The organism is Lysinibacillus sp. fls2-241-R2A-57, from assembly GCF_030209535.1.
Lineage (GTDB): Bacteria > Bacillota > Bacilli > Bacillales_A > Planococcaceae > Lysinibacillus.
This window is the reverse complement of the sequence record NZ_JARVRU010000083.1, coordinates 20,378-29,018: the sequence shown is the minus strand read 5'-3', so window position 1 is coordinate 29,018 and position 8,641 is coordinate 20,378. Positions and strand designations below refer to the sequence as shown.

Genomic DNA, 8,641 nt, shown 5'->3' with positions numbered 1-8,641 from the left:
TAATAAAGCCAGCTATCTGAAAAAAACATCAGAAAGCTGGCCATTTGTCGTGCGTGCCGTGAGGTGCGCATATTTTTTTGAATTCGGGCTTACGATTCCCTTTTGTATGATATAAAATCTCGTATTTCTTCTTTCCTATAAAGAAAAGAGACCATCATCCTTCGATGGCCTCTTATTTTGTCTAAATTTGTCCAGTGTTACCTTGACCGAATTGCTGTTGTCGATTGATGCGAATAACTTCCTTCCATGTATCACGGAATTCCGTCACAAGACCCTCAACTTCTTCAATAAAAGCAATATCGTTTTGAATATTAGCTTCTACTAAACGATGGTTCATATACTCATAAAGTGCAAACATATTTTTTGACACTTCGATGTCCATATTCAACGTGGCCATAAGCTCACTAATAATCGCCTGTGCTTTTATAAGATTTGTATTTTTTTCCTGGATATTCTTTTCTTGGATCGATAGTTTAGCCTTATGCAAAAACTTCAAACATCCATTATAAAGCATTAACGTAAGCTCGCCAGGGGAAGCAGTGGTAACACTATTTTGTTTATACGCATTTTGTGCTGTTAAATTTGCTGCCAATAAAGGACAACTCCTTTTAAAGGTTACTTTTTTACTATTTTAAACCATATTACGAGGAAAAGCTAATAGGTAAATTTTAATTCTTTTTGTCATAATACATTCCATCCATAACACGAACATTTGAGTATGGATTGAAGTATTGCTGTTCACTTTTTTTCGTTTTTTGTAGGTTTGCCATATCTTGCTTTACGGCGCTCATGACAACAGCCAATCGTTCTTTAATTCCATTATCGAGTTCTAATAACGTACGATGAACGCGATTTTGTTCGTCGTAATGAAAACCCTCTTGAACTAAATCTTCAATGATCTTTCCACGTTTGTTCAACATATTGTTAATGTTGTTAATGTATTCATCACGTTCTTCACCTTTTGGAATGTCGTCCAAAAGTTTAAATAAATTAGCCGATACCTGCAATAGTTGATTTATTAGTTGCATAACATTCTCCTACTGTAGCTTATTGCTGCGCAAACATACCAGATTGTTGATTTGCTTTGTTTATCGCTTGCTCCATGGCATTAAATTGTTTCCAGTAACGAGCTTCGACGGTTTCTAGTTTTCTCTTCCAAGTATCAATACGACTTTCTGTATCGATTAAACTTTTACCTATTGCATATTGAGCGTCTGACATCGTAGAGCGTCCAGCTTTTTTCTCAATATTAATCTGTAATGATTTCATCGATTCAAATCGTAGTTTATCTAAATAGCCTCGTGTATCAACTGTGTTACCATTTATCGTGTCTTCTTTTTTACCTTCGCTGTTTTTAAATAGCTTTTCCACTGCATCAGGATTTTCTTCTATCGCTTTACGTAATTTATTTTCATCGATTTTCAGTGTGCCGCCATCATTATAGTTTTCAGATGTCGTAATACCTATACTAAATAGGGTATTATATTTTGTATCTGTGATAGCTGGGTTCGATTGATAAACTAGGGATCGCATATCTGACAAGCCCTTTCGAATAAGGGGATCATTTCGAAGTAAACCACTCTTCGCCTTTTCTTCCCAAAGCTTAATCTCACTTTCGGACATCTCTTCTTTTTGTTCACTAGTTAATGGAGCATAATCACGATATTTTGATTCTTTTAGTTGGTCATTTAAGTCCGTAATAAAACCATTATAAGTTGTCACAAAGTCCTTTATTTTATTCATCATTTCATCAACATTTGTTGTCGCTGTCATTGTAACAGCATTTGTAGTATTACCAGGAACAGTTACTGATTGTTTATATGTACCCAAATCAGATTCATCAACACCAGCAATACTACCATTTTGTACTTTATAATCTTGATAAGCAGCTCTAAGTGTTTCTTCAGCAGCCGTTCTACGATTAAGAGCAGCAGTTTCATTTGCTTCAGCAGTATTTTTCAACTGTAATTTCCCGTTTTTTTCTATCTCGGCTGTTGCTACGCTTTTAAAATTATCGAATTGGGTATTCGAAAGCTGACGTAAAGCTTGTTTTTGCTCCCCATTCAATGCGCTTAATTTATTTGCTAATGCTTTATCAGCTTCATCAGTAGAATTTTTCAAAGCATCAATGGAAGCGTTAAATTGTTCTTCAGATTGTCCAAGCATATTTTTGATTTTGTTTACTTCGTCAGAACTCAAGCTATTTATAAATTTAGGGCCTAATAATTCGTAAGTTTTTAACTCTGCGGCACTCTTCATTTTTTCTAATGACGTATCATCTAAGTCTTTCAATGCTGTAAATTGTTCTAAAGAAATTCCTGTTAGCTTTGTTTTTAAATCATCGGAAATTTCAGTTGTTGTAGCATTTTTCAACCATGCTTGAAAGGCAGCATCAGAAGAAGTATCTGCATTTAAGGAGCGCAGTTCACTAATATTGACATCTGTTAAATTCATTAACAAATTACGATTTTTGATTTTATTATATGTTGCCTGCTGCTCTTCAGTTAATGAGGCGTTAGAAAAAACGGAATTGTATTTGCCATCATAATTTGTATTAGCTGCATTGTAGTCGCCTATTGCAAAACTTTTCTTGTTAGCTAAATCAGTAAAATCTGTATTATTAGCAGCATTATTCCACTCATTCCACGCAGCATTATATTTATTTGCGATTGTAGAACCCTGATTAAATGTCTCTTTCAAAGTTACATTGTATCCTGATATTGAGAAATTGTTAGTTGTACGTTCAGTTGCAATCCCATTCACAGTGAAAATTGCATTTTTCCCTTCCGCTTTTTGAACTTTGTTAGGGTCAGCAAACCCTAAATTGTTAAAAATGTCTTGTCCATTAACAATTTGAATTTCGTCTTCACCCTTGATATCACCAGTATTTTTGGCTGCAAATGAGAAACGACCATTTTCAAAAATAGCGCTAATCCCTGCGTTACTATTGTTTACTTTAGTAATGAATTGGTCCACTGTCATATCCGCTGTGACTTCAATTTTTGTTGATTCATTTGCTAATTGACCATTGCTTTGTATTGCCTTAAATTCTATTGTACCTGTTGCACCTAAATCGACCATTTTAGTAGAACCAACTGCATTTTTTTGGTCTCCAACCAAACGAGCAGCCGAAGCTAGCTGTGAAACACCTTCAATCGAAAGCGAACCTGCTGCTTTTCCTGTTGCAGTTACTGAAACTAAATTAGAATTTGAGCTAGTAGCAGTTTTAGAATTTAAATCTTTTAGTACTAGATTATCTGCAATATAATTATCAAATGTTTTAAGTTTTGTATTTACGCTACGATACGCGTCACGTTGCCATTCATACTTTTGTTTTTGTTGGTACAACTTATTTAAAGGTGCTCTTTCCGCAGACATTATTTTTTTTACTAACTCATCGATATCCATTCCGGATGCTAAACCACCGATTCTATTGACCATTCTATTTTCCTCCTAAAGTTTCTTATATTTTTTCGTCTACAATCATCCCAAGCATTTTCTGCATTTCATAAAATGCGTCTAATAGCTTTTTGGGTGGGATTTCTTTTACTACTTCATCGGTATCTTGATCGACTACTGTAACATAGTATCGGTCCAAGCCTTCATGATAAACAAACTTCGCTGCATTATTTGTAACCTCTAACAATTGATTCATTGTATCAACAGCTTGTTGAACTTTTATCTTTGCTTCTTCAGTATTTTCGAGTGGTTGTATTTGTTCAACAGTGGATATTTCGCTTCCTTGCTTCGTTATCCTCTCAACTATTGGTCTATTTTTAGAAACAGTTTGGTTTATAGGCATTGCATCCAGATGTGTATTTTCTGAAATACGCATGTTTTCCATCCTCCTTGAATCTATTACAAGCGTTGCTATGAATAATATCGGATAAAAAAAAAAAAATTTCAGTTTTTCCATAAATCATCAATAAAAAATGAAATTCGTTTATGAAAAGATATTACTCTTTCCGAAATTTACATTAATTCCCTTCCAACTGAATTTGTACGTACTCGAAATCAAAGATTACGGAAGTAGACAAAGATTTAAATAAACATGGTAAATGGTTATTTCTCATGTACGATGAACTTGATAAAATCATTAACTCCTACCAAGCGCTGGCTGCACCCATTTGCATCCTACTTTCTTATTTGGTTAGAGCGCCGGAGACATTATAAACATTTTTCCCCAAAGATTTTTTAAGAAATGACTTATTTTGGAAGGATTTTTCAGACTCTGCAGATGTTTTGATTTAAGACAACATATTTTACGAATTGATTAGCAAATAACATTGGAAATTGGGCTGATTATATAATCAATATTTGTAATGTACCATTAACTGTAAAAACTGTGATCCCTGCTAATAAAGCATACGATTTATGAAAATATGATGATTACTATTGTTGGGAGTTTTATGGGGTGCCAATGACAAATGGAAAACCTATTCTTGGATTCCTAACCACTTGCAAGATGGGGATAGTAAAATTGCGCCACGTTCTTTAAAGCTATTTGTATTAATAGCTGAAAATAGGTAATCTAATTTCGAAGCATTATTGCTTCCTGTCGAATTGAATGCAGACTTTATACGAAACTTCAAAAGATCGTATACGTGAATTTAGCAAACGAAGAATATCTGTGGCTTAATGCCCTACAACAAGAATCATAAGACATAGATGCCCTTGCCAATCAAGATAAATTTATCCAAACTATTCAGGCATACAATCTGGAACAGCTCCATTCTCCTCCAAATTGGCTACAAAGATTAGTGCGTAAAACCAAATTTTTTACGCACCATTTTTATAAACATTCATTATACACAGCTCACTTCTTTTGCTCTAAAAAGGCGCTATGCAATAGGCTATCCTGTTGGACAATATTAGAAGATTGCAGCTACAATGACATAAGAACGTTGTTAGGGCAATTTGATTGGGAAGAAGGAAGCTCTCGATGTTTGAAGCATTTATTTAATAGTGACGACAAGAAATACGATTAAAAGTAGCAGAGCTTATTTTAAAATCCATTTCTTAAAATTTATTTAAAATTATTGTCATAAAAGCCCCAGTCATAAAGCAACTCATTATTCTGAACTCAATCAGATTATTCAACTCTTTATCATGACAAACATATGCCCCATCGAATTAAATCCAGATTGATCTATTCCTTCTCGTACACCTTTTAAATAATGAGGGTTATGCTCAATAACTTTCGCAAATTGTTGAACACATTCTACTACCATCTCCTGCGTTAACTGCTGCTGTTTCGCAGACATCCCAATTAAATGTAATTTAATAAGTGCAAAATGAATAACGAGCATTATATAGCTTTCAAAAAGTGTATTATAGTCGTATGGAAATAAATTTTTAAAGACATAATTCACGATATAATTTTCAATCATATATTCTTGTTTTTGCATAAATGATTCGTAAAAATTCGTATAGGCTGTGAGATATTTCGAAATAGCTTCTTCCATATTTCCACACCCTTCATTATCTTTATCTTCCTCCAACCCTAAACCTTCTAAGAGTTGCTGAAGAATGGTTAAATATTTTTTTGAAGCACTCCCATCAGACATGCGATAGCGAATTAATTCACGCGCTAAAGTAAGTTGGAAATTTAAGTTACCTTGAATATTGTTTAATGATTCGATAAATTTCTCATTATCCAAACGATTCAAATAATCTTGCATAATTTCAGGTAATTCTCGTTCCAATTCACTTGGCTTTAATTGCTCAATTTTTTGTATAAATAAACCTAAAATAATTAAACGAATTTCAATAGGTTGTTGGCGGCTCTGCATAAGCTGAATAGTAAAAATACGTAAATCCCAAAAATGAGGATGCTTTTCTATATTAAGTTCATTAATTACTAATCCTCGCGTGTCCTTTGGTTCTTCAGTTTCAATAAAACCTAAACCCTCTTCACGTAAAAGAACTATTCTAGCAGCTTCTGGACAAGATAACGTTAAGCTTTTTTCTGTAACATGCCCTACCTTTGTAAGATTTCTTGGATAAATAGCACATGTATTACATAAAAATTCTTCACCTAACTCCTTCTGAATACTACATAATCCATCATCTAATATCATGCTACACTTCTTATTTTCATCAAGAATAAATTTTGCATAGCTAGAATCATTCTGTTGCTTACGATCTCGCTTCACATATTTCTGAAGCTTTTCCACCATTTCGGGATGACGTACTCTACGATAGGCTTGATAGGTTTTTTTATCTACTGTAACTCTCCATCCTACACAGCAAGTATCCTCACAAGCACCGCCTATACAGCGGAATTCCGAAAGATATTCTGGTATTAAAATAGGTCTCATCACACTCACTCCTTTTCCACCATTCCCTAATTTGAAATTGGTGTTTATAAACCTAGTTGTCGGATCAAGCTACTTACTTCTTTATTCAAGGAAGAAGTTTATCCAAAAATTTATTGTCCCTAATACTCGTTTCAAACCCATGCTCATTATACTATTTTCACCATACAAATTGACCTTAGAAATAAAACTTTCATCAAGTTTTAAAATTTTTGATTCCTACTTAAGTCTAAATTTATTTTTGTAATACCGCTCTCTTTTTTATTATCCAATTTATATATCGCTCTTTAAAACTATTTATTTCTTCAGTAGACGATTCGTTATTTAGAATTTCTACACTTACATTGAAATCCTCTAAATCCACAAGACCATAATTATCAACTTTACCTACTGTTTCAAAATATAAATTTATATCCTTACTATGAATTACAGCACGATATTCTCGATTTGGGTGGTAAGACTCAGTAAAAACAAATCTCCTCTTCTCTCCACCAAAATCCTCCAGCAACTTACCATGTAACCTATCTTTTTCATAATCAATTTCAAGTAAGTTTAAAACAGTTGGATAAATATCTAGGTTACTCATTAATTTATTACTAGTTTTATTCTGTACTCCTCCTAACAACATAAATGGTACTTTCGTTCTTTCCTCATGTAAAAATTGAGAAGGATTTTCGATAAAGTAACCTTGCCCATGATCGGAATGTATAATAATTAAAACTTCGTCTTCTTTATAATTCCCTTTAATATAATTTAAAAGAAGAGATAAATGTAAGTCGATACGCTTTAACTCTTCCTTATATCTTATAATTTTTTGCTCATCATAATTTGACAATACTGATGTCTGCCCTTTATTTGCTTTCAAGCGGTTTTGAGCTGGAGTATGTACTTGTCCATTAATCCCCATAAATAATTCATCTGCAACATCATGTAAATCAGGCAACACAATCCATATATAATTATTTTTATCTTTAAATGTATCAAGGTGATCAATAACTTCCTCCATTAACTCACTTGTCGCAAAACCACCCGTAGAATTTTTATAAACTATTCGATTATAGCTCTTTCCATAGCCATGAGGAGGGGTGCCACGCCAATCTCCTGTAAATGCCGCAGTAAAATAACCATCCTTTCGAATAAGTTCAATAAGAGATTGTTGCTTTTCAGAAAAATCATGACTAAATATTGGGTGATATTGTCCATGAGCTATTGTATCCACAGCTGTAACTGTTCCTGCATTACTTGGAAATGTCCAATCTGCCGAAGCGTAACAATTTAGATTTTCGTATTTTTTCGAAAATACATTAAGTGTTCTTCCCAATAAATTTTCATCCGAATGCTTTTCTAAATATACACCTGACAAACCATCGATAAATGTATGAAGAATCAATTTATATTTCTTCGGTGCATCTTTTAACGGTATTGGTTTTCCAATAAAAATAGGGTTGTCTGATTGGATATGTACGCTTCCTTTTTCAAATGTTAAATAATTATATTGTCCAAACCTTAGCGTAGAATCATTATAATTATAAACTTCACCATTTATCGTAATCTGCAGTGTCGTATCCTCAGTTAAATAAGAGACAGGTAAAGTAGTATTCGTTGTAAAATCGAACTCATAGTTCTCACTTCTTTTTCCTAAATAATATTCAGCCTTTGCAAAAAAACGCGTTAAATTATTCAAATCCTCCAAATAGGTATTTTTATATAAATTTGTCATATTCTCGTATTCATTTCCTATTTCTTGGACTTTACGAATTAAACTCTCTCCAAACTTATCAATAGGATAGGCACGTTCTTCGCCTTCTATAGCTAATTTTTTCACAAAACTTATTTGCTCTTCTAACTGTTCTATTGACATCTCTTTAGTTTTTCCTACGATTTGGACTAGTGTTTCCAGATTATTTTCAACATCTTCTATTTCCTTTTGATTGTCAGCTAGTCTCAAGCACTTGCCAAAATGAAAAAAGGCTCTTTCATATTCTCGTTGAACATAACCTAACATTGCTGCATTAAAATGAAGTGAGTAGGAATAAGAAAAACGTAATAATCCCTCATTTATTAGTTCTTTAGCCTCTTCAATTTTTTCATTACTAAAACAATGTGTTGAGAACGCTACAAAATATGTCTCCGTTTTAGCTAAAGCACCTAATTCCATTAATTTTTTTTCTAACTCATTTATATCATAGGTAACCGTTTGAATTAATTCCTGAATTTCTTTATGTAAACTCTTTACTCTTGTTATCATTAATATTTGCTCTCCCTCTCAAATTATAACTATTGTATCATCATTTAAATTTTCTCTTTCCTTTCAAATTATATCT

At 33.1% G+C, this 8,641-nt stretch carries 6 protein-coding genes; all 6 read right to left on the bottom strand.

Annotated features, from left to right (window positions below; translation table 11 throughout):
• Window positions 1-181: 181 nt before the first annotated feature.
• Window positions 182-592, bottom strand: a complete 411-nt coding sequence (gene fliS / locus QRN68_RS14395) for a flagellar export chaperone FliS (protein WP_285397584.1) — start codon at window positions 590-592, stop codon at window positions 182-184.
• Window positions 593-668: 76 nt separating this feature from the next.
• Window positions 669-1,028: a flagellar protein FliT gene (gene fliT, locus QRN68_RS14390; protein WP_285397583.1), complete on the bottom strand. Its 360-nt coding sequence runs from the start codon at window positions 1,026-1,028 to the stop codon at window positions 669-671.
• A gap of 19 nt (window positions 1,029-1,047) precedes the next feature.
• Window positions 1,048-3,441: a flagellar filament capping protein FliD gene (gene fliD, locus QRN68_RS14385; RefSeq protein WP_285397582.1), complete on the bottom strand. Its 2,394-nt coding sequence runs from the start codon at window positions 3,439-3,441 to the stop codon at window positions 1,048-1,050.
• A 22-nt stretch (window positions 3,442-3,463) separates the two neighbouring features.
• Window positions 3,464-3,835 carry a flagellar protein FlaG gene (locus tag QRN68_RS14380; protein WP_285397581.1) on the bottom strand — a complete coding sequence of 124 codons (372 nt, stop codon included), beginning with the start codon at window positions 3,833-3,835 and terminating at the stop codon, window positions 3,464-3,466.
• A gap of 1,261 nt (window positions 3,836-5,096) precedes the next feature.
• Entirely contained in the window at window positions 5,097-6,320 is a 1,224-nt protein-coding gene (gene fliB / locus QRN68_RS14375; RefSeq protein ID WP_285397580.1) for a flagellin lysine-N-methylase, read from the bottom strand.
• 232 nt (window positions 6,321-6,552) lie between these two features.
• Entirely contained in the window at window positions 6,553-8,565 is a 2,013-nt protein-coding gene (locus QRN68_RS14370) for a sulfatase-like hydrolase/transferase (RefSeq protein WP_285397579.1), read from the bottom strand.
• Window positions 8,566-8,641 lie beyond the last annotated feature (76 nt).

Bases quoted from the DNA above. Each gene is read 5' to 3' on its own strand.
- QRN68_RS14380 (WP_285397581.1), bottom strand. From the start codon at position 3,835: ATGCGTATTTCAGAAAATACACATCTGGATGCAATGCCTATAAACCAA.
- QRN68_RS14370 (WP_285397579.1), bottom strand. From the start codon at position 8,565: ATGATAACAAGAGTAAAGAGTTTACATAAAGAAATTCAGGAATTAATT.
- fliD (WP_285397582.1), bottom strand. From the start codon at position 3,441: ATGGTCAATAGAATCGGTGGTTTAGCATCCGGAATGGATATCGATGAG.
- fliB (WP_285397580.1), bottom strand. From the start codon at position 6,320: ATGAGACCTATTTTAATACCAGAATATCTTTCGGAATTCCGCTGTATA.
- fliT (WP_285397583.1), bottom strand. From the start codon at position 1,028: ATGCAACTAATAAATCAACTATTGCAGGTATCGGCTAATTTATTTAAA.